The 20,895-nt window shown below is 69.9% G+C and carries 12 protein-coding genes; all 12 read right to left on the bottom strand.

The window, feature by feature from the left end; all coding sequences use genetic code 11:
- Positions 1 to 59: 59 nt before the first annotated feature.
- Complete coding sequence (locus tag AB0917_RS26465) at positions 60 to 650, bottom strand: Uma2 family endonuclease (protein ID WP_366822176.1); 591 nt, start codon at positions 648 to 650, stop codon at positions 60 to 62.
- A 97-nt stretch (positions 651 to 747) separates the two neighbouring features.
- On the bottom strand, positions 748 to 2,025 hold the full coding sequence (locus AB0917_RS26460) for a thymidine phosphorylase (RefSeq protein WP_366822175.1): 1,278 nt from the start codon (positions 2,023 to 2,025) through the stop codon (positions 748 to 750).
- Positions 2,026 to 2,141: 116 nt separating this feature from the next.
- The gene (locus AB0917_RS26455; RefSeq protein ID WP_366822174.1) at positions 2,142 to 2,564 is read right to left on the bottom strand and encodes a cytidine deaminase; all 423 of its coding nucleotides are present in this window, start codon (positions 2,562 to 2,564) and stop codon (positions 2,142 to 2,144) included.
- Positions 2,561 to 3,823, bottom strand: coding sequence for an ABC transporter permease (locus tag AB0917_RS26450; protein ID WP_366822173.1), 1,263 nt, complete (start codon positions 3,821 to 3,823; stop codon positions 2,561 to 2,563). The genes AB0917_RS26455 and AB0917_RS26450 overlap by 4 nt, the downstream gene beginning before the upstream one ends.
- A complete protein-coding gene (locus AB0917_RS26445; protein ID WP_366822172.1) occupies positions 3,820 to 4,935 on the bottom strand; it encodes an ABC transporter permease in 1,116 nt (371 codons plus the stop codon). Before AB0917_RS26445 ends, AB0917_RS26450 begins: the two co-directional genes overlap by 4 nt.
- Positions 4,932 to 6,515 carry an ABC transporter ATP-binding protein gene (locus AB0917_RS26440; protein WP_366822178.1) on the bottom strand — a complete coding sequence of 528 codons (1,584 nt, stop codon included), beginning with the start codon at positions 6,513 to 6,515 and terminating at the stop codon, positions 4,932 to 4,934. Before AB0917_RS26440 ends, AB0917_RS26445 begins: the two co-directional genes overlap by 4 nt.
- Before the next feature lie 420 nt (positions 6,516 to 6,935).
- Positions 6,936 to 7,979 (bottom strand): BMP family ABC transporter substrate-binding protein, encoded by a 1,044-nt coding sequence (locus AB0917_RS26435; protein WP_366822171.1) that lies wholly within the window; start codon positions 7,977 to 7,979, stop codon positions 6,936 to 6,938.
- Between the two features lie 174 nt (positions 7,980 to 8,153).
- Positions 8,154 to 9,389, bottom strand: coding sequence for an amidohydrolase (locus AB0917_RS26430; protein ID WP_366822177.1), 1,236 nt, complete (start codon positions 9,387 to 9,389; stop codon positions 8,154 to 8,156).
- 350 nt (positions 9,390 to 9,739) lie between these two features.
- Positions 9,740 to 10,216, bottom strand: coding sequence for a hypothetical protein (locus AB0917_RS26425; protein ID WP_366822170.1), 477 nt, complete (start codon positions 10,214 to 10,216; stop codon positions 9,740 to 9,742).
- A gap of 20 nt (positions 10,217 to 10,236) precedes the next feature.
- Positions 10,237 to 10,950: a DUF4253 domain-containing protein gene (locus tag AB0917_RS26420; RefSeq protein ID WP_366822169.1), complete on the bottom strand. Its 714-nt coding sequence runs from the start codon at positions 10,948 to 10,950 to the stop codon at positions 10,237 to 10,239.
- A 180-nt stretch (positions 10,951 to 11,130) separates the two neighbouring features.
- Positions 11,131 to 17,547 carry an RHS repeat-associated core domain-containing protein gene (locus AB0917_RS26415; protein ID WP_366822168.1) on the bottom strand — a complete coding sequence of 2,139 codons (6,417 nt, stop codon included), beginning with the start codon at positions 17,545 to 17,547 and terminating at the stop codon, positions 11,131 to 11,133.
- 168 nt (positions 17,548 to 17,715) lie between these two features.
- Positions 17,716 to 20,895, bottom strand: a 3,180-nt coding sequence (locus AB0917_RS26410; protein WP_366822167.1) for a LamG-like jellyroll fold domain-containing protein, incomplete at its 5' end; no start/stop codon positions are given.

The following is a 20,895-nucleotide window of genomic DNA, read 5'->3' as shown; positions in this document are numbered from 1 at the left end:
GCCGCACGGAACTTCCTGCGTGCGGCGGGCCGCCCGCCTGTGCCGGTGGCCGCGAGGCGTCAGCTGACCGGGAAGACACCGGTGTCCAGGTCCAGGTCGAACGGTTCGGGCAGGGTCAGCTTCCCGCCGTACTCGACCGCTTGCAGAACCCGGTAGGTGCCGGCGTCCGGCTCCCCGTAGAGCGTGGCGGTCGGGCGCCCTGAGTGCCAGGGGTCGAGGAGCAGGAACAGCTCCACCCCGGCCTTGGCGTAGCCGTTCACCTTGCTGATGCGGTCGTGGTTGGCGTTGGCGCGGGAGGTGATCTCCACGACGAGCCTGGCCGCGTCGGCGGGCACGTGGTGGCCCGGCCCGGAGAGCACCGCGCGGGGCACGACGACGAGGTCGGGGATGTAGATCCCGCCCCGGCCCGGCAGCGAGACACCGAGGGTCTGATAGATACCCCAGTCCCCCGGAATGACGGTATAGAGGCTGCGCTGAAGCAGCTCCGCAGTGACGTTGTGGTCCGTGGACGGCGGTGGCGACACGGTGACGATCTCCTCGATGATCTCCACCTTGCAGCCCTCGGGTGCGTCCGTCTCCTCCCAGATCCGGACGAGGTCGTCCCACTCCTGACCGGGGCCCGGCACGGGTTCGACGGTGAGTGCGCTCATGGCGGTCTCCTCTATCGGTACGTCACCGAGTCCAGCATGCCGAACGGGACCGGCGGCAGTCCACCGGTCCCGTTCACCCGTACGGGGAAAGCGCTGGTCAGGCGATGCGTTCCCGCACCACCGGCAGCGGTGCGAACGAGGTGCCGGCCGGGGCGATGTCGTACGCGTCCGGGAGCGCCTTCAGGGCGTAGTCGAACTTCTCCGGGGTGTCCGTGTGCAGGGTCATCAGGGGCTGGCCCTCGGTGACGGTGTCGCCGGGCTTGGCGTGCAGTTCGACGCCCGCGCCCGCCTGCACCGGGTCCTCCTTGCGGGCGCGGCCCGCGCCCAGGCGCCAGGCGGCGACGCCGACGTCGTAGGCGTCCAGGCGGGTCAGGACGCCGGAGGAGCGGGCGGTGACCACGTGCTGTTCGCGGGCGGTCGGGAGGGCGGCGTCCGGGTCGCCGCCCTGGGCGGAGATCATGCGGCGCCAGACGTCCATCGCGGAGCCGTCGGCGAGGGCCTTCTCGGGGTCGGCGTCCTTGAGGCCTGCGGCGTCCAGCATCTCGCGGGCCAGGGCGAGGGTGAGGTCGACGACGTCCCTCGGGCCGCCGCCCGCCAGGACCTCGACCGACTCGCGTACCTCCAGGGCGTTGCCCGCGGTGAGGCCGAGCGGGGTCGACATGTCGGTGAGGAGCGCGACCGTCCGGACGCCGCTGTCGGTGCCGAGCGCGACCATGGTGGAGGCCAGTTCGCGGGCGTCCTCGATGGTCTTCATGAAGGCGCCGGAGCCGACCTTGACGTCCAGGACGAGCGCCCCGGTGCCCTCGGCGATCTTCTTGGACATGATCGAGCTGGCGATCAGCGGGATCGCCTCGACCGTGCCGGTGACATCGCGCAGCGCGTACAGCTTCTTGTCGGCGGGGGCCAGTCCGTCACCGGCGGCGCAGATGACCGCGCCGGTGGTGTCCAGGACGCCGAGCATCTCCTCGTTGGAGAGGTGGGCCCGCCAGCCGGGGATGGACTCCAGCTTGTCCAGGGTGCCGCCGGTGTGGCCGAGGCCCCGGCCGCTGAGCTGCGGCACGGCGGCGCCGCACGCGGCGACCAGCGGGGCGAGCGGCAGGGTGATCTTGTCGCCGACGCCGCCGGTGGAGTGCTTGTCGGTGGTGGGGCGGGAGAGCGAGGCGAAGTCCATCCGCTCGCCGGAGGCGATCATCGCGGCGGTCCAGCGGGCGATCTCGGTGCGGTTCATGCCGTTGAGCAGGATCGCCATGGCGAGGGCGGACATCTGCTCGTCGGCGACCTCGCCGCGGGTGTACGCGTCGATGACCCAGTCGATCTGCTCGGGGGTCAGCTCGCCTCGGTCCCGCTTGGTGCGGATGACGGAGATGGCGTCCATGGGAGTCCTTCCGGCCGGGTGCGTCGTACGCGGGAGTCCCGTCGACTCTACGCGCATAGAGAGGGGATGGGGCGGTGGCCCTCCCGCGAAGGGGAGGGCCACCGGAATGCACGGACTCAGCCCAGGTGCTGCGGGCCGAACGACTGCGGCAGCATCTCGTCCAGCGTGCGCCGGCCCTGGGGCGTCTCCAGCTGGAGCTCGGGGCCGCCGAACTCGTACAGGAGCTGCCGGCACCTGCCGCACGGCACCAGGACGGACCCGGTGCCGTCCACGCAGGTGAAGTGGGTCAGCCGGCCGCCGCCGGTCGCCTGGAGGGCGGAGACCAGGCCGCACTCGGCGCAGAGCGAGAGGCCGTAACTGGCGTTCTCGACGTTGCAGCCGGTGATCGTGCGGCCGTCGTCCACCCGGGCGGCGACACCGACCGGGAAGCCCGAGTAGGGGGCGTACGCCCGGGACATCGCGTCCCGGGCCGCCGCCCGCAGGGCCTCCCAGTCGGCCTCGCCGAAGGGGACGGCGGGCTCGGAGGCGGGCGAGGTCACTTGCCCTCGCCCTTCCGATAGGGCGCGCCGTTCGCCTTCGGCATCCGTAGCCGTTGCGCGGAGAGCGAGAGGACCAGCAGCGTGGTGACGTACGGGGCCGCGTCGACGAACTGGCTCGGCACCTGGTCGGTCAGCAGGTACCAGGTGAACAGCAGCGCCGAGACGGCCGCCGAGATCACCGCGGCGACGTACTTCTTCTTGTAGAGCTGCCAGAACACCGCGATGACCAGCAGGATCGCCAGCAGGAGCAGCATCGCGTGGACGTTCTCGGCGCCGCCGCGCAGCTTGAGGCTGTCGGTGAAGCCGAAGAGCCCGGCGCCCAGCGCCATGCCGCCCGGCATCCAGTTGCCGAAGATCATGGCGGCGAGGCCGATGTAGCCGCGCCCGCCGGTCTGGCCCTCCTGGTAGATGCCGGTGGCGACGATCGCGAGGAAGGCGCCGCCGAGGCCCGCGAGCCCGCCCGAGACGGTGACGGCGATGTACTTGTACTTGTAGACGTTGACGCCGAGCGTCTCGGCGGCCACCGGGGACTCGCCGCAGGAGCGCAGCCGCAGCCCGAACGAGGTGCGCCACAGGATCCACCAGGTGGCCGGGATCAGCGCCAGCGCGAGCAGGGTCAGCAGCGACAGGCCGGTGACCAGGCCGCCCACGATGCCCGCGATGTCGGAGACCAGGAACCAGTGCTGTTGCTGGAGGTCCTGCATCCAGTCCGAGAGCCCCGGAATGGTGATCTTGTCGATCGGGTCGATGCGCGGGGACTGCTTGGAGGAGCCGCCCTGCACGCCGTCGAAGGCGAAGTTGGAGAGGTAGCGGGTGACGCCGACGGCGAGGATGTTGATCGCCACACCGGAGACGATGTGGTTCACGCCGAAGGTGACGGTGATGACCGCGTGCAGCAGGCCGCCGAGGCAGCCGCCGAGGATGCCGAAGAGGACACCCATCCACGGACCCCACTGGAATCCGGCCCAGGCGCCGAACCAGGTGCCGAGGACCATCATGCCCTCGAGGCCGATGTTGACGACGCCCGCGCGCTCGGCCCACAGGCCGCCGAGTCCGGCGAGGCCGATCGGGACGGCGAGCTCCAGCGCGCCGGCGACCTGGCCGACCGAGGTGACGTCGTCGGCGCCGCTGATCAGGCGGACCAGCGAGACGAGGGCGAGGCCGCCCGCGATGATGAGCAGGACGACGGGCAGGGTGAGCTTGCGGCGGCCGCCCTTCAGCGGGGCGGGGCGTGCGGCGATGGCTTTGCTGGTGCTCACAGGGCCGCCTCCTTCTCGGTCGTGAGGGCATGGCCGGCGGCGAGCTCCTCGCCGACCTTCTGCTGCTGGCGGCGGACGCCGTAGCGGCGTACCAGCTCGTAGGAGACGACGACCGAGATCACGATCAGGCCCTGCATGATCGTGGCGATCTCCTTCTCGTACCCGTACTGGTCGAGCGAGGCCGACGACTTGTCCAGGAAGGCGATCAGCAGCGCGCTGAAGGCGATGCCGAGCGGGTTGTTGCGGCCCAGCAGCGCGATGGTGATACCGGTGAAGCCGATGCCGGTGGGGAAGTCGAGGCTGTAGGTGTGGGTGTCGCCGAGCAGGGTCGGCATCCCGGCCAGGCCCGCGACCGCACCCGAGATCAGCATCGAGGTGAGGATCATCTTCTTGGCGTCCACGCCGGAGGCCTGGGCGGCGCTCTCGCTGGCGCCCGTGGCACGCAGGTCGAAGCCGAACCGGGTGCGGTTGAGGACGAACCAGTACAGCAGGCCGCAGCCGGCGGCGACGAAGGTGAAGCCGTAGATCTCCCCGCCGTCGCCCATCGGCAGCCCCGGGAACCAGCCGGACTCCGCGATCTCACCGGTGGTCAGGTTGTTGGAGCCCGCCGGCTGCTCGCCGAAGTTCTTCGGCAGGATCAGCCAGGCGACCAGCGCGGTGGCGATCGAGTTGAGCATGATCGTGGAGACGACCTCGCTCACCCCGCGGGTGGTCTTGAGGAAGCCCGCGATACCGGACCAGAAGGCGCCGACGAGCATCGCGACGACCACGATCAGCGCGATGTGCAGCGGGCCCGGCAGGCTGACGCTGGCGCCGACCAGCGCGGCCATCATGGCGGCGAGGCGGTACTGGCCGTCGACGCCGATGTTGAAGAGGTTCATCCGGAAGCCGATGGCGACCGCGAGGGCGGCGAGGTAGTACGTACCCGCCTGGTTGACGATCAGGACCTGTACGTCGACGTAGCTCGCCGAGTCGAACATGATCCGGTACGGCTCGAACGGGTTACGGCCGGAGGCCAGCAGCACCACGGTCGTCAGCGCGAGGGCGACGACCAGGGCGAGCACCGGGCCGGCGAGGCCCAGGATCAGCCGGTCCTTGTCGAATTTCTTCATCGGGCCTCGTCCTCCGGGCTTTCGAGGTGACCGGTGGCGGCGCCGGTCATGGCCGAGCCCAGTTCCTCCGGGGTGATGGTGGCCGGGTCGGCGTCGGCGACCAGCCGGCCGCGGTACATGACGCGCAGGGTGTCGGAGAGCCCGATCAGCTCGTCCAGGTCGGCCGAGATCAGCAGGACGGCGAGCCCTTCGCGGCGGGCCTCGCGGATCTGGTCCCAGATCTGCGCCTGCGCGCCGACGTCCACCCCGCGGGTGGGGTGGGCGGCGATCAGGAGCTTGGGGGCGTGGCTCATCTCGCGGCCGACGATCAGCTTCTGCTGGTTGCCGCCGGAGAGGGAGGCCGCGGTGACCTCGATACCGGGGGTGCGCACGTCGTACTCGCGCACGATCCGCTCGGTGTCGGTGCGGGCCGCCTTGTTGTCCAGCAGCCAGCCGCGGCTGTTGGGCTTCTCGGTGACGTGGCCGAGGATGCGGTTCTCCCAGAGCGGGGCGTCCAGCAGGACGCCGTGGCGGTGCCGGTCCTCGGGGATGTAGCCGATGCCGGCCTCGCGCCGCCTGCGGGTGGGGGCGTGCGAGATGTTCTCGGTGTCGAGGGTGATCTCCCCGCCGTCCGGGTCGCGCATCCCGATCAGGGCCTCGATCAGCTCGGTCTGCCCGTTGCCCTCGACGCCGGCGATCCCGAGGACCTCGCCCTTGTGGATGGTGAAGCCGACGCCCGCGAGCACGTCGCGGACGGTGCCGTCGGGGTCGGTGACCGTGAGCGCGAGGTCCTCGACGCGCAGCATGGGCACATCGGTGACGGTGGACTCGCGGGTCTCCGGCGAGGGCAGCTCGCTGCCGACCATCAGCTCGGCGAGCTGCTTGGCCGTGGTGGTGGCCGGGTCGGCGGTGCCCACCGTCGTACCGCGGCGGATCACCGTGATGTCGTCGGCGACCGAGAGCACCTCGCCCAGCTTGTGCGAGATGAAGATGACGGTCAGGCCCTCGGCCTTGAGCTCGCGCAGGTTGGCGAAGAGGGCGTCGACCTCCTGCGGCACCAGGACCGCGGTCGGCTCGTCCAGGATCAGGATGCGGGCGCCCCGGTAGAGGACCTTGAGGATCTCCACGCGCTGCCGGTCGGCGACCCCGAGGTCCTCGACGAGCGCGTCGGGGCGGATGCCGAGACCGTACGCGTCGGAGATCTCCTTGATCTTCCTGCGGGCGCCGGCGCCGATGCCGTACAGCTTCTCGCCGCCGAGGACCACGTTCTCCAGGACGGTGAAGTTGTCGGCGAGCATGAAGTGCTGGTGCACCATGCCGATGCCGCGCTCGATGGCGTCGCCCGGGTTGGAGAAGGAGACCTGCTCACCGTTGATGGCGATGGTGCCCTCGTCCGGCTTCTGCATGCCGTAGAGGATCTTCATCAGGGTGGACTTGCCGGCACCGTTCTCACCGACGAGGGCGTGGACCGTGCCCTTGCCGATCGTGATGTCGATGTCGTGGTTGGCGACGACGCCGGGGAAGCGCTTGGTGATGCCGTGCAGTTCCACGGCGGGGGGGCTGCTGGACGCGTTGATGACGCACTCTCCTTGGCCGGACAGGAGCGGGGGCGGAGGGGCTGGGGGGCTCAGGGGGGCGGGGGTGAAGTTATCGCGCCGGAGGGCTGTCTACACGCGTAGCGCTGCCGAATCGTGAAACACAGGTGCACGCCACAGTCCGGACGCGGGGTCCGGGGCCGGGCGGGAGAACACTGCGAGAGGCGGATCTTCTTCGGTACGGCTGTTCCTGCGGGTGGTGCCGTTCCGCGGGCACCGCGAGGGTGCGGCCGCGGACGCTTCTTCGGTACGGCTCCGGGCTCGGGCGGGGGCCCGTGGCGCTGTCCGCCCGCCGCGCCGGTGTGCGGCGGGGCGGGCGGACAGGGCCTGGGAAACCGGCCGGAGGACCTGGGAGGCCGGGGTCGACCTCGACCGCCCTGGTCACAGGGCGCTGTGCCCCTGGTCACGGGGCGGACATACCCCTGGTTACGGGGCGGACTTGACGGTGATCTTGCCGTCGATGATCTCCTGCTTGGCCTTGTCGACCGCGGCGATGACGTCCTTCATGTCGGCGAAGGCCGGGTTGGACATCGACAGGGCGACGCCGTCCTTGTCCAGGCCGTAGCGGATCTCACCGCTCTGCGGCTTGCCGTCCTTGACCGACTTGATCAGGTTGAAGACCGAGTCCTCGATGTCCTTCGTGACCGAGGTCAGGATGGACTCCTTGTAGTTGGCGAGGCCCGCCTGGCTGTACTGGTCGGAGTCGACGCCGATGTTCCACTTGCTCGCCTTGGAGGCGGCCTCGATGGCACCGGAGCCGGCCAGACCGGCGGCCGAGTAGATGACGTCGGCCTTCTTGTCGAGCTGGCCCTGGGCGGCGGCCTTGCCGAGGTCGGGCTTGGAGAAGCCGTCGAAGTTCGGGGGCTGCGTCAGGTACTGCGGGAGCACCTTCACCGACGGGTCGGTGTCCTTGACGCCCTGGACGTAACCGGCCTCGAACTTCTTGATCAGCGGGGTCTCGACGCCACCGATGAAGCCGACCGTCTTCGTCTTGGTGACCTTGGCGGCGGCGACGCCGGCGAGGTAGGAGCCCTGCTCCTCGTTGAAGACGATGTTGGCGATGTTCTTCCCGGTCACCGAGGCGTCGTCGATGATCCCGAAGGTGGTGTCCGGGAACTTCGGCGCGACCTTCTTGATGGCCGGCGCGTAGGCGAAGCCGACGCCGATCACCGGGTTGTTGCCGGAGCGGGCCAGCTCGGTGAGGCGCTGCACCTTGTCGGCGTCGCTCTCACCGTCGGAGGGCTCGGCCTCGATGCCGTTGACGTCGAGGTCCTTCTCCGCCTTGGCGAGACCGGCGTAGGCGGCGTCGTTGAACGACTGGTCGCCGCGGCCACCGATGTCGTACGCGATGGCGGCCTTGTCGCCGTCGGAACCCGAGTCCGACGACGTTTTTCCGCCACACGCGGTGGCGGAGAGCGCGAGAGCCGCTGACGCGACGCCCACGGTGGCAATCCTGGTGATCCGGCGCAAGGGAAGGCTCCTTCAAACCTGACCGAAGCGCCTCTTCCGGCGCTGGTTTCGCCGCGATCGTAACGCGCGTAGATGTCAGATAAGAGCACGTACGGAAGCTGTTATCGGATCGTCGCGAACAGAAGGCGGCCCGTCCGTCCAGGGACGGCCCACGAACAGTTCGTTACGGCACTTTTAAGACCGTCCGGCCAGCAGGGCCGCGGCGGTGAACAGCTCGACACCCACGGTGATGGCGTCCTCGTCCACGTCGAAGTTGCCTCGGTGCAGATCCAGGCCGCGCGTGTCGCCGGGCGGCCGGACCCCGAGGCGGGCCATGGCGCCCGGGACGCGCTCCAGGTACCAGGAGAAGTCCTCGCCGCCGAGGCTCTGCTCGGTGTCCTCGATCGCGTACGAACCGCGGCGCTCGGTCATCGCCGCGTCCAGCAAGCCGATGCTCTCCGCGTCGTTCACCACGGGCGGCACGCCCCGTACGTAATTGATCACGCTCTTGGCCCGGTGCATTCCGGCCACCTCGTCCACGGCCGCGTGCACCAGGTCGGGCGCATCCCGCCAGGCGTCCAGGTCCAGGCAGCGGACCGTGCCGGAGAGCTCGGCGTGCTGCGGGACGACGTTGGGGGCGTGGCCGGTGTGCAGGCGGCCCCAGGTGAGGACGAGCCCGGAGCGGGCGTCGACGCGGCGGGAGAGCAGCGCGGGGACGTCCACGGCGACCCGGGCGGCGGCGGTGACCAGGTCGGTGGTCAGGTGGGGGCGGGCGGTGTGGCCGCCGGGGCCGTCGAGGGAGATCTCCAGCCGGTCGCAGGCTGAGGTGATGGGGCCGATGCGCAGCCCGATCTTCCCGGCGTCCACCTTCGGGTCGCAGTGGACGGCGATGATCCGCCCGACGCCCTCCAGCACCCCGGACTCGATCGCGTCGACCGCGCCGCCCGGGAGGACCTCCTCGGCCGGCTGGAAGAGGAGGCGCACCGGGTTGGGCAGGAGCCCCTGCCGGTCGAGCTCGGCGAGCACCAGGCCGGCGCCGAGCACGGTGGTGGTGTGGACGTCGTGCCCGCAGGCGTGGGCCCGGTCGGGCACGGTGGACCGGTAGGGGACGTCCGCCTTGGTGTCCGGGATCGGCAGCGCGTCGATGTCGGCCCGCAACGCCAGCATGGGCGTCACGCCGTCCCACTCCCCCACGTCACAGACGAGCCCGGTCCCCACGTCGAGCACCCGCGGCCGGAGCCCGGCCCTCTCCAGCCGGTCCTTGATGGCGGCGGTGGTGCGGAACTCCTGGTTGCCCAGCTCGGGGTGCATGTGCAGATCCCGGCGGAAGGCGATCAGCTCGGCCCGGAGCTCGTCACCGAGCCTGCCGGGCAGCCCACCTCCCCCCGGCTGGTCGACCAGGTCTTCGGGGCGGGAGGCGCGGGACTTCAACTGGTTCACCTTGTGAAGGGTAGGCCCCTTCACCCCCCAACTGGCCACAGATCAAGAAAACTTCAGCCGCACAGACGAACAAAAGGCGGGCGGAGGGTGTGTGACGGGGCGTGACCGTGGGTAAACTCCGCCGCTTCTTCGTCATGTCCGGTGCATTTCGTCATGTCCGGCGCTTCTCGTCAGGTCACCGGCGCTTCTTCGTCCTGTCCGGCGGGGCGCGGGCCGGAGCCGTGCAGGGCCGGTCGGCGCTGGCCGGGACCGGTCGGCGGGGGCGCGGGCCGGAACCGCCCGGACCGGGCCGCCGGCCCGACGCGTACGCACCGAGCGGGGGCCCGTGCGCCCCCGGGGGCCTACGGCAGCTCGCAGCCGCTCCTGGAGGCGATCAGCGCCACCAGCCCGGCCGCTTCCCCCTCACCGCTGTAGCTGCGTACGCGCAACTCCCAGCCCTGCTTCGTGAGCAGAGTCTCCTTCAGGCCGTCGATGGAGTGCGTCTCTTCGCCCGCCCACCCCTTGTCTCCCAGGGCTCCGGCGACACCGCCGTCCTCCTCCCCCTCCACGGCCTGCCGCTGCGCCGTGATGCCGACGGCGCAGTCCTTCTCGCTGACCGGCTCGCCCATCTGCACCAGACCGGCCTCCGCGGCCGCGTCGACCATGTCCTGGGTGACCGCGGCCACCGTGGCCTCGGAGGCGACCGTCGCACCGGGCGCGTCGGCCGCGGCATCCGCACCGGGGGACTCATCGCCGCATGCCACCAGCACCACGGCCGCCAGCGCCAAGGCCAGGCTCCGGCCGACGCGGCGCAGCGGTATTCCGGCTCTCTTCTTCACAGCTCTCACGTTTCTTTCTCTCAGTCCCACCAGAAGGACCAGACCGTGGAACGGACCCGGTCATTCCCCATGACGGGCAGGTCATCCGCCAGGTCACTGCAGTAGGAAAACTGCTCCACGGCCACGCGGGCGGCTGTCAGCGGGTCCAGAGGCGGGCGGGCCACCACCAGCCGGAGATTGGAGCCGTCGGCGAAGAACACCTCCGCTCCGAACCGCTCCTGCCAGCTGCGCAGGAAGGAGACGTGGTCCGCGGGGAGCAGCGGGCGCTGTGCGGGCTCGCTCCACCAGTTCGGCGCGTCCGGCACTCCGGGCAGCAGCACCGGCAGCTCGAACCCCGCGTCGGCCTCCACCAGGCACAGCCACAGCCCGTCGCCGGACCAGCGCCCCTCGTGCTCCCATACGTCGCCCGCCGTCGGTGCCGCACACGCCGGGCGCAGCAGGCCTGCCAACTGCGCCGGATCGAGTTCGGCCCGCCACTCCTCCCGCTCGTCCTCGTCCGCCTGGGCGAGGACGCCCCGGACCGCGGCGTCGACCACGTCGGCGACGACCGGCTCCGGGTCCACGGCCAGCGCGCGCGCGAGGGCCGCGGGGCCGCCCGGACCGAGCCGCCCGGTGTTCACCGGTGGCGCGGCCAGGGCTGCGGGGTCCACGGACGTGACGACGGGCCACAGCCCCGTACGCCGGTGCTCGGCCCGCCAGGACCGCCAGACCTCCGGGGCCTGCGCGCGGTCCACGGGGAATCCGTGGACCGCCACGCCGTTCTCCGAGAGGGCTGAGGCCACGTGGCCGGGGCGGCAAGCATGACCGAGCCGATATGTCTCGGCGCTGATCTCTCCAACGGTGAATCGCACAGCGGCTCCCCGCCCCTTCCTCTCGTGATCGTCACATCGGTGTGTCTGTCCCCGGTCGCCGGGTCAGCGCAGGCGCACCGTGAAGTCGTACCCGTCACCGTAGACGCGGATGGTGGTCAGGCCGACCGGTGCCTGCTTGGACCTCTTGATGCTGTTGACCGCCGACTCGGCCATACGCCGGTCCGCCTTCTCCAGACGGATGTAGGCGAAGTCGGCGCCCTGCTCGTCGGCGCTTCGGATCTCCCTGGTGATTCCCTTGCGCGAGGTGGTGGAAAGGCTCTTGAACTCGGTCCGCACTCCGTCGACCCAGGCGTCGAACGACTTGTTCCCCTTCGCGCCGGGTGCGCCGTCGTCCGAGCCTCTCGCCACGACCTGGTGTCCCTCCCGGGCCAGGCTCAGGGCCATCTCGAACTCGTCGTCGTCGAACCCGAAGCCGCCCTTCTTGTTCTTGGAACCCCAGGATTCGTCGATGCGCTTCAGGGTGTCGTGGAGCAGCTTCTGGAGGTTCCTCTCCATCATCCAGTTGGCGAACCTGCATCCCCCTCGGCCGCCCGGCTCCGCGCGGCAGGAGCGGTCATTGACCGACTTGACCGTCTTGTAGAACTTGCCGAAGGAGAACTTTCCCCCGGAAATGATCTGCTTGTACCGGTCCTTGCGCATCTTCGCCGCGACACCGCTGTTGGTGTTCTGCGCACGCTGGGCCTGGTCGACGGAGGCGTACTGCTTGGACTTGGCGTTGCTCGCGGGCTTCCCGTTGCCCTTGTTCTTGCCGACGTAGCGGCCTCCCCGGCAGTTCTCCGGGTGCGAGTTGCAGTAGTCGCGTTCGTCGGGGTCGTACAGCCCGGACGGGTCGCTGCGGGTGACCGGGTTGCTGTGGCTGTACGCGAACCCGTTGATCTGCATCGGGTCCGTGCTGTTGAACAGGGGGTCGACGCTGAGGAACCGGCCGGTGTCGGGGTCGTACTCACGTGCCCCGAGGTGGGTGAGTCCCGTGTCGGCCGTCTCGTCGGTGCCGCCGACGAAGCCCTTGGTGCCCGGCCAGGAGGTGGGCTGCTCGCCGCGTGTTCCGCCGAAGGGCAGGGTACGGCGCTGGGTGAGCTGCTGGTCGGCTGCGCCGATCGCGAGCTGCCCGGTGCCCAGGTGGTCGGCGAGCGTGAAGGTCACCGAGCCGTCGTCGCCGACGACCGCCTGGTGGCCGCCGCCGAGCGGGACGTAGCGCGTCGCCTTCCCCTTGGCGGCCCCCTCGGTCAGGGTGATCTCGGTGTGTCCCAGGTAGAGGGTCGTCTCGCCGCCCGTGCGCTTGATCAGGCGCTCGCCCTCGCTGTCGTACAGGTAGTCGGTGGTCCTGGCCGTACCGCCCGTGCCCGACTCCGTGACCTGGGCCAGGCGGCCCTCGGCGTCCCAGCTCATGGTCTGGGTGGCACCGCCCGCGGGCCGGGTGGTGGTGTTGCCCGTCTCGTCGTACCCGTAGGCGCCGGTCGTCGTTCCCGCCGGGCCGCTCTCGGTCACCGAGGTCAGGGTGTGCGGCTGCGGCCGGCCGGCCTCGGGGTAGGTGTAGGTGCGCTCGGTGTCCTTGCTCCGGTCACCGCCGGTGTCGTGGAGGGTTTCGGTGAGGCGGTTGCCGGTCTTGTCGTAGGTGTAGGACCGGTGGTACGGGGCGACTCCGCCGAGGGGCCCGGCGGCCGGGGCGGTGGCGCAGCTCCTCGCGCCCTGGGCCCAGGCCTCGGTCAGCTGGCGCAGGTGGTCGTAGGCGAAGCACTGGGTGTCGGTGCCGTCGCGGGAGACGTCCGAGACGCCGAGGACGTTGCCCACTTCGTCGTACCGGTAGGTGTTGTGCTGGTCGACGCCGGGAACCTCTTCACGCTCGACGCGCGAGGTCGCCAGGCGCTGGGTGCCCCACTCGTAGGTGTTGGTGGCCCAGGTCTTCTTCCCTCCTGTCCCCGCGCTCAGTTCGTACTGGAGCGGCTTGCCGGTCAGCGAGTAGGTGGCTTGGGCGCGGACGCCGTCGCCGAAGACGGAGACCGGACGCAGGGTCTGGTCCTCGAAGGTGTAGTTGTAGCTGCCGCCGGGCAGGGAGCCCGCCGCGGAGTAGCTCACCCCTGCGACCAGGCCCGAGGGCTTGTAGCTGGTTCCTGTCTGGTAGGTGCCCGCCAGCGCCCCTTCGGCCTCGGGGATCACCACGGCCGTCCTGATGGGCCGGTACAGGTGGTCGTACTGCGTGACCCTGGAGGTGTAGGCGACACCGTCGACGTACCGGACGGACTCGGCGAGGTGGCCCTTGGCGCCGGAGACGGTGTCATAGGTCCACCTGGCCCGCAGGGTGCCGGTGCTGGTGTTCTCCCTCAGTTCGGTCCGGCGCCCCAGGGCGTCGTGGACATGGGCCAGGGTGGTGCCCCGTGAGTCGGTGGTGGTGAGCGGCCGGCCGCGGTCGTCGTACGTGGTGTCCGTCACCCCCTTGTCGGGGTCGTCCGCCTGGATCTGGCGGCCTTGCTGGTCGTAGGTGTAGCTCCAGGTGTTGTCGGCCGGGTCCTTGACCTCGGCCAGGGCCCCGCTCGGCGTGTAGCGGTACACCGTGGCGTCGTAGGCCGCGGCCGCGTCGCGGCTGTGGTGCTGACGCACTTCGGTGACCTGGCCGCGGGCATCGGTCACGGTGGTGGTGGCGGTACCGCCCTCGGGCGGGATGACGGTGGTGCGGTCGCCGCCGTAGATGGTTCTGGTGACCCCGAGCACCGTGCCGCCGTCACCGTTGCCGGCGATCTGCCGGCCCTCGGTCTCCCGGCCGAGACCGTCGTAGACGTGGCGGGTCTGCGACTCGACGCTCAGGGCGTCGTCCGGCGTGAACAGCGTCCGCCCGGGTGCGCCTTCCGTGTAGTACGGATCGAAGGTCTTGGCCGCGAGGCCGCGTTCGTCGTAGAACACGTCCGTCAGGATGCGGCCGCCATCGGGCCCGGGGGCCTGGGTCTGGCGCTCGCGCAGGAACCCGTCGTAAAGGGTGTACGCCGCGATCTGACCGCCGTTGTTGTCCAGCGTCCGGGAGCGAACCGCGACCGGCCGGCCCTCCTCCACGAAGTAGGTGAACGCGTAGTTCGGGGTCTGTCCGGGCCGGCGGTCGGCCAGCCAGACCTCGTGCGATCGGCCCAGGGCGTCGTAGGTGAGCTCGGTGCGCCTGCCGTTGGGGTCGATCACCACGGAGGGCTGGCCCCGCAACGGCTCCAGCTCCGTGACCGTCGTCTGTGCCGTGGCGTTGTTCCCCTTGGTGACGGGCGGGGTGGTCTCCGTGATTCTGGTGGGGATGCCGGTGGCCGGGGTGTAGGAGGTGCTCGACTTCAGACCGTCCGTACGCACCGTCCGTACCGGTGCGCCGTCGCCGGTCACGGTGACGTCCGCGGTGAGGTCGACGGCCTCCAGCGGGCGGCCGTAGCCGTCGAAGGCGGTTCCGGACTCCAGGTAGACGGCCTTGGCGCCGTCGTGCTCCTTCAGCGTGGCGACCGTGGTCTCGTCGCCCTTGGTGGGGGCGGTGCCGTAGCCGCCGCCGTCGTATCCGGTGCGGGTGTCGGAGATGACGTGCTCGGCCCTGTCGGGGGAGGTGTCGCACTTCACCGCGACGGTCTCCACCCGTGAGGGCAGCAGGAGGATGTTCTTGTCGGTGTTGGTCGCGTAGGTCGTACGCGTGCACCGGTCGTCGGCGGCGGTGGCGCTGTCGCCGAGGTCGTCGACCCGGGTGACCCGGCCGGCGACCGTGTCGTACGTGTTCGCCACGGACGTGGTCCGCCAGGCGGCGCCCGCACCGTTGTCCAGGGAGGTCCAGGTCTTGGTGGTGGCGGTGCCGGTGAAGTTGGCGGTGACCGTGCCCCAGCTGCGTACCTTCTTCGCGGTCTCGTGGTGCCAGGGCCGGTTGACGGTCCGGTTGAGCACCTTCCCGCCGACCTTGTCGTAGACCTCGGTCCGGTAGAGGAAACCGGTCGAGGCCTCGTGGTCGGTGATCGGGTCGCCCTCACCGCTGCCGAGGGTCACGGACACGCTCTTCGTGCCCCCCGAGGGGGTCTTGCGGTCACCGTGCATGCCCCGCAGGAAGTACGAGTCGACCTGCGACCGCAGCGCGGCGGCGCCGCCCTGGCCACCGGACTTGACCCGGACGTGTCCGTAACCGCGCCACTGGGACCAGGTCTTGAACTTCTCCTTGGTCAGCCCGTCGTCATCGGCGTAGTGCCAGGCCGCGTCCCCGAGGTACTCGTACAGGGTCACCTGGTCGGGGGCCCCGCCCGTACGGTCGGTCTGGGTCGTGGAGTCGACGACGTACTTGTTGAACCACTGCCGCTCGGGGTCGGCGGAGTCCGAGCCCCCGATGTACTGCGGGAAGCAGCGCGTGGTGTTGGTCTCCGGGGTCGGCAGCGCGTCCCAGGTGCAGGCGGGGGCCGAGTAGTTGACGTCGATCTGGCCGCCGGACTCGTCGGCGACCGTGGAGAGCCGGCTCTTGATGAACGGCGCGTACCCGTCACCAATCCGGTCCAGCCGGTTGGCCAGCTGGGTGTACGAGAAGGTGGTCTTCGGCAGGGTGATCGACGTGGAGGCGTCGTGGCCGGTGCGCTGGACCGAGTCGAGCAGCAGCTGGTAGTCGACGTCGGCCTTGCCCCAGCGGTGGTCCAGCTTGTAGGAGTCGACCTTGGCGTAGGCGTCGCCGGAGAGGACGTGGGTGGTGATGCCGGTCAGCCGTTTGCGGGTGAAGAAGACCGGGGAGAGGCGGCCCTTGTCGCACTCGTCACCCGACGTGCAGTTCAGGTCCCAGGGGGTGTCGTACCAGTGGAACGCGTCCTTGTCGATGGACGAGCAGTCCGTACGGGAATCGACGAGGCACCGTTCGGCGTTGGTGAAGACCACCTTGGCCGGGGCCTTGACGCCGTACATCGCGGACGACTTCAGGCCGTACTCCACGCGGTCGAGATAACCACCGCGCGTATAGGGGGTGTTGTCCTTGGCCTTCAGGTTCCGCCCGTAGGAGTTGGTCTCCTTGTCGTAGTAGTAGGCGACGGCGTTGCCGTGCGGGTCGACGACGTAGTCGAGGTTCCACCGCCAGGCCTGCTGGCACCAGGACTCGGCGAACGTCGCCTTGTTGCAGGGCTCGCCGGAGTTGTTCCCGAAGACCGGGACCGTCCAGGTGGAGTCGGTGGTCTCCTTGCCTTCCGTCCAGCCGGGCAGCCGGTTGTAGCCGTAGTAGTAGCGGACGCCGTGCGGGTCGGTCAGCAGCCAGTACTCGCCGTCGTTGTCGCCGTTGCCGCGCTCGGTGGAGCGCAGGCGGCTGATCCGGCTGCCGTCGTCGTCCTTGAACCTGAACTCGTCGTCACCGGCGGGGACGAGCTCTCCGCCCTTGCCGTTGAAGGTGATGAAGGCGTTGTCGTAGGCCCAGCACAGGTCACCGGGCTTGCTTCCGTCCGCGTTCTTGACGCCGTCCTGCGCGCAGGGTTTGTAGCTGCGCTCGATGGAGCCGGGCCACAGGTCGAAGCCGTCCCCCACCCAGGAGGACTGGTTGTTGGTCGCGCCGGTCCGGCCGTCGATCGCACCGGAGCTGTAGGACAGGCCGACGGTCGGCGTCAGCTCGCCGGGGACGTCGGGGACCGGAATGTCGTAGGACCAGCCGAAGTCGCCCGTGTTGAGGTTGGTCTGCCAACTCGCGGACGGGGAGAGGGGGGTCGCCTTGTAGTCACCGTTCTCGCTCTGCTCCTCGGCGACGGCGGCCAAGAGGGTCGGCGTTGCGGACTTCAGCGTGACGGCGTCCGCCGTGAGGGTCTGCGCCTCCGTGTCGTTGACCGTGGGGACGGGGGAACTCGTACGGCAGGCCGCCTTCCGCGGTGTGGTCAACGCACAGGCCGGCAGCTCGACCAGGGTGAGCCGGGACGCGTATCCGCCGCCGTACGCCTCGGCGAACGGGGCGTAGTCGAGCTTGACGCCGACCTTGCCCGCCTTCTCGCCACCGGCGTCCAGGGTGATCAGCACTCCGTCGACACCGGCCTGTTCGGCCTGCTTGCGATCGGCGATCCGTGCCGTCACCTCGCCCCGCGCAGCCGGTACCGCCGCCTTCGCCCCCTCACCGTCCCTGGGGGCGGTGAGCGCCGGCGCCAGCCCCTTGGCCTTGACCGGGGCACCGGCCGTGCCGCCCGACGCCTCGGTCAGGGTCACCACGGATGTGCCGGGCTTCGGCCAGCTCGCCCGGGGCGGGCTCTCCGGAGTCCTGGGCTCCTTCGGCAGCGTGCGCGGCTCGCTCTTGACGCCTTCGCGGCCCTTCACCGGCTTCTCCGCCTGGGAGACCGGCGGGCGGTCCGCGCCCTTCGCGTCGGCCGGGGTCGCGGTGACCCCTTGGAGCAGGGTCCCCAGGAGCACGGCGGATACGGCCAGGGAGAGGCCGCCCCGCGGTGTCACGCGTCGCCGGGGCACGGGTTTTTCGGGTGGGCTGTCGGAGAACAGTGGTCTCACTACGTCGTTCATCTTGAATTCCTCGCCGACTGGCACCGGTGCCGCCCGGGTGGCGGCACCGGCATGGAGAAGCGGAAAAGTGGCAGGCCAGGAAGCTCACAGCGAACCTCCGGGGGGCCCTGGAGAATCAGGGCCCCCCGGGAGGCGGTCAGCTCTGGGGAACCAGGCCCCCGGAGGGGATCAGCCCAGGGGGACCTCGGTGGGCACGTCGAACCAGCTGCCCGCCAGGTACTGGACCTGCGCGTCGTTCAGCGCGCCCTGGAAGGTCCAGACGTCGTCGATCGCGCCGGCGAAGTAGCCGCCCGCGCTGTCACTCTGGGCACGCCCGATCTGGAGCGCCCCGGTCGCCTTGAACGTCAGGACATCGTCGGCCCAGGCGATCAGGTCCTGGCACCCCGACTCGTCCGCGTTGCCGTCACCGTCGGCATCGTCACAGGCCACCTCCTGGAGGATGCCGTTGACGTACAGGCTCGCCTCCTTCGCGAACCCGTCGTAGACCACCGCGATGTGGTTCCAGTCACGGACATCGGTGAACTCCGTGTTGCCCAACTGCTTCACCCCGGCAGCCGCGTTGTCCTTGTCAGGAACCGTGAGCTGCCAACTACCCAGCCCCTCCGGATCAGCCGCGTCCGGGCGGTAACGCACCTCCAGCGCACTGCGGTTCGCACCACCGGCACTGAACACCGCCATGTCATGGTCCGGCAGTGCCGCCGCCTGCGCCCACGCGGTCATCGTGAAGCTGGCCCCCGTGTCCACGGGCATCTTCGCCGTCGCCGCGTACGCGTCCGTACCGTTCAGGTGAAGGGCGCTGTTGTCGATCCAGCCCATCCCCAACTCGGCGGCACCGTACAGGGTCAGGGGATTCTTCTCCTCCGAGGAGTCCGGAGTCGTCACCGGCGTCCCCGCCGCCGTCTGCTCGAAGTTCCACCGGCTCTTGATCAACGGCCGCTGCCGGAACATCTGCTGGACCTCCTCGGCCGAGACCGGCCGCGCGAACAACCGCACGTCGTCGATCACACCGGGGAAGAAGTTCCTGATCGTCTTGGCGGAGGCACCTGCGCCGATCAGCATGGACTGGTTGGCGTAGAAGGCCTTGTCCAAGGTGACGGACTGGGCCTTCTGGCCGTTGACGTACAGCGTCAGGGTCTTCGCCACCGTGTCGTGCACACCGGCGAGGTGGACCCATTCACCGGCACGGGCCGTCGTTCCGTCCGCCTGCATGGCGCGTACGGGCTTGGCGTCGGCCGTGTCGGCGGAATACTGGTTGAACGCCCACCGGTCGTAGGTGGCCGAGTAGTACAGCTCGAAACCGGGAGCGAAGCTGCCGGTCTGGGAGGCGATGATGGCCGCGCTCTTCGGCTTGGTGGTGTTCATCTTCGCCCAGGCGCTGACGGCGAAGCTGCGCGAGGTGTTCACGTGCGGGCCGCTGGTCTGGCCGATCTTGGCGTACCCGGTGGTCCCGTTGAACTGTGCGGCCTTTCCGGCCATGCCGGGGACCCCGGTGGTGACGCCGCCGTTGTACTTCGCCGGCAGGACTCCGCCCTGTCCGCGGATCTCCGTGGCGCCCGCCTCCTCGTCCAGCGGGAAGATCGCGACCGCCGGACGCCCGGGGTCACCCACGGGCTGCTTGGCGTACAGCTTGTCGACCTCCCCCTGCGTGATCACCTTGTCGAAGATCTGCACCTCGTCCACGGCACCGGGGAAGAACGCCTTCGCGACGCCGCTGTAGGACCCGGCGCCGATCTGGAGACCGCGACGGCCGTTCCACGCGTTGGGCAGCGCCGTCTCACCGACGAGCTGGCGGTTGACGTAGAGCCGCAGCTTCTTGGCGACGCCGTCGTACGAACCGGTCAGGTGCGTCCAGGTGTTCGCGCTCACGCCACCGGGCTGAGGAGCCATGGCCCGGATGATCTTCGCGTTCGGTGTGTCCGTCTCGTACTGGTTGAACACCCACCGGTCCAGCGATGCCGAGTAGTACAGCTCGAAGCTCGGGCTGTGGTTGCCCGGCTGGGTCGCCACGATCGCCGCGCTGGTCGGCATCTTGGACAACTTCACCCACGACGAGACGGTGAAGCCGCGCGTGGTGTCGACCACGGAGAGGTCGGAGGAGGCGTAGGCGTCGGTGCCGTTGAGTTCGAGGGCGGTGCCCTTCGTCCCGGCCACGCCCGTGGTCGCGCCGCCGTGCAGGGCCAGGGTCCTCGGCGGAGTCGAGCCCTGTGCCTCGGTGGCTCCGGCTTCCTCGTCCAGCTGCCAGGTGGCCCGCTCGGGCTGACCGGCCTTCACCCGGAACTGGTACGTACGGATCTCCGAGCCGTTCCCCGCCGCGTCGAAGGCCTGCGCGGTGATGAAGTTCAGGCCCGGCTTCGAGGGCAGGAACGGGACGCTCTTCGCCGCACCGCCGGTCGTGGTCAGCTGACGGGCCGAGGACGGGTCGACGTTGATGCCGTACCAGTAGCGCGTCACGTCACTGGACGACGACTTGAAGGTGAACGTGCCGTACTGGCCCACCCCGTCCAGCCACGGGTCGTTCGGATCGTCCGGCTGCGACGCCGGGTACTCACCGGAGGCGATGGTCGGTGCGGCCGGGACGGTCTTGTCGTAGACGAAGTAGCACGCCGTCGGATCGCCCGCCGAGGACCACGGCGAATACTGGGCCCCGTCGTAGGAACGGACGTGCCAGTGCACCGTCTTGTTCTGCGGGATCGACGTGGGCAGGCTCATCGTGAAACCGGAGCCGGACTTCTTGTACGAGGTCAGCGCGGGCTTCCACCGAGCGATCACTCCCTTGCCGTCGCCCGTGTCCCACAGCGCCTGGACCTGGATCGCGACGTTGTCGCCGTCCGGGTCGGTCACGTTGTTGATGTTGATCTTGCCCAGGGTACGTACACGCGGAGCACTCGCGGGGCGCTTGCACACGCCGCCGTACTCCATCGAGAGCTGCGACATCTTCAGCTGTACCGGCGGCCGGTTGTACTGGACGCGCAGGAACGCCTTGTCGGAGAACCGCTTCCAGGCCAGCCCGTCCGTCTCACTCGCCGCCCGCAGGCCGAACGTCATCGTGGACCACTTGCCGTTGGCCGCCTCCTGAACCGCCGACTTCACGTCGAACTCGGCGTCCTTGGCCGCGCATCCGGTGTAACCGTGGGCGAACGACGACGACTTCAGCTGCTTGATCCAGAAACCCGAGGCGTTCTGCGAGTTCCACGTCGTCGACGCCGAGATGTCCTTCGTCCGCCACAACTGCACAGCCTTGGCCGTGCACGAGGCCGACCAGGTGTTGCGCACCACGAACTCCGCCGACAGGATCGACTTCCCCGCGAACTTCGACGTCGGCAGCCGGTACAGCAGCCGCTTCGTGTC

Source organism: Streptomyces sp. NPDC007346 (genome assembly GCF_040703535.1).
Classification (GTDB): domain Bacteria; phylum Actinomycetota; class Actinomycetes; order Streptomycetales; family Streptomycetaceae; genus Streptomyces.
The sequence above is the reverse complement of the archived record's forward strand: the minus strand, read 5'-3'. Positions and strand labels throughout refer to the sequence as shown.